We start from the raw sequence: 1680 nt of genomic DNA, 5'->3' as shown, positions 1-1680 counted from the left end.
AGCCAGCCGCAGAGCGACAGCCTGCTGCAGCAGATCCGCATCACCGGCCGCCGCGAAGGCTCGGTGACGGTGCTCGAAGTCTCCGACACCGGCCCCGGCGTGCCGCAGAAGGCCCGCGACCACCTGTTCGAGGCCTTCCACGGCTCGGTGCGAGCCGGCGGCTCCGGCCTCGGCCTCGCCATCGCGGCCGAGTTGGTCCGCGCCCATGGCGGCGACATCAAGCTGGTCGAAGGCACCATCGGCGCCACCTTCCGGATCTCGATCCCCGACCGCCCGGTCGATCTGCACAGCCTGCGCAACGAGCGCGCCCGGGCCTGAGCCTATCGCCAGCGCCGATCCCGGCGCGCCGGAAAAACACCCAACCGACGCTTGCCAAGCCGAACCGGAGCCGCTAGCTATGGCGCCTTCGCAGCCGCCGCGCTGCGAAACGCCGGCGGCTCCGGGCAATCCCAGCGAGGATTATCCAGCGAGGCCGCGGCAGATGCGCCCGTAGCTCAGCTGGATAGAGCACCAGACTACGAATCTGGGGGTCAGAGGTTCGAATCCTTTCGGGCGCGCCATATTTCCATCATCAGAACAAATCTCCGAACAGTCTCGGTGAGATGGCGATGCTCCCGCATCGGCATGTCGACCTGAGCGTTGGCCTGCGCTCGCGTCGCTGAACCCGGTCGCGATTGGTCATCACCCTTACATGTATCCGACGTCTGTGGTGAGAATCGCCTGCCGATCGGGTCCGGCACGCCGACCGCGCAACCCTGCTCACCGCCGACGCTTCATCCCGCCTTGTCGCTGAATTCGGCAGGAAGCGTGGCGAGGAACGACATGACGCGCTGCGTGCGCAGGGGCGGGCGGCGGTCGGTGGTGCGTAGCATCCACAGCGCCTCAGCCGGCGCGCGCCAGGGCGCAAGTACTTCGACGAGCCGGCCGGTGCGCAGGCCCTCGCGGACAAGCCACTCCGGCCCCCAGCCGACGCCGAACCCATCCTCGACCAAGGCGAGCGAAGCGTGCGCATCGTCGCAAATATGCTTGGGCTTGGGTGCAAAGCGAACAGGAGCTTTGCCGCGCGGGTCGGTGAAGCGCCAGTTCAGGATCTGGCCGTTCGCCGGATTGCGGAAGCCGACGTGGTCATGCGCGGACAGCTCGTAGGGAGTCGTCGGAGCGCCGCGTGCATTCAGATAGGCGGGCGAGGCGCAAGCGATCCAGGAGAACGTGCAAAGCCGCCGGGCCTGATGGCCGGGTGCGCGGCCGAGAGGACCAGAGCGGATCGCGATGTCCACGCCTTCCGCGGTCAGATCGAGAATCTCGTTGCGGAATTTGACCTCGATCTCGATTTCCGGGCGTTCCTGCAGGAACACCGGCAGTCGCGGCAGAATGCAGGCGCGCGCAAACGAGGCAGGGGCGGTCACGCAAACCCGTCCGCCGTCACGCGCGACTTCGCCGAGCGCGGATTGCACATGGGCGAGGCTTTCGGCCAGCGCGCGTCCCGCCTCCATCAGCCGGTCGCCCTCTTCGGTCAGTGCGAGCGAATGGGTGGAGCGGTGCAAAAGCCGCATCCCGTGCGCCTGTTCGAAGCGGGCAACCGCCTTGGACATCGCCGAGGTGGTCGTCCCCGCCCGCCGCGCGGCTTCAGCGAATGAGCCCGCCTCGACAACGCGAACAAAAGCGAGGAGGCGCAAGATA

2 protein-coding genes and 1 tRNA gene are annotated in these 1680 nt (G+C 67.6%); 2 read left to right on the top strand and 1 reads right to left on the bottom strand.

Annotation, left to right across the window (positions count from 1 at the left end; genetic code table 11):
* Positions 1–318 (top strand): sensor histidine kinase KdpD (locus I5M_RS25885; protein ID WP_031337625.1); only part of this gene is annotated, 318 nt, incomplete at its 5' end.
* 165 nt (positions 319–483) lie between these two features.
* A tRNA-Arg gene (locus tag I5M_RS25880) sits at positions 484–560 on the top strand.
* Positions 561–773: 213 nt separating this feature from the next.
* Here I5M_RS25880 and I5M_RS25875 read toward each other — a convergent pair.
* Positions 774–1679 (bottom strand): LysR family transcriptional regulator, encoded by a 906-nt coding sequence (locus I5M_RS25875; RefSeq protein WP_022724047.1) that lies wholly within the window; start codon positions 1677–1679, stop codon positions 774–776.
* Between the last annotated feature and the right edge of the window lies 1 nt (position 1680).

This window comes from Rhodopseudomonas sp. B29 (assembly GCF_000333455.1).
Taxonomy (GTDB): Bacteria; Pseudomonadota; Alphaproteobacteria; order Rhizobiales; family Xanthobacteraceae; genus Rhodopseudomonas.
This window is presented reverse-complemented; position numbering and strand designations above follow the sequence as displayed.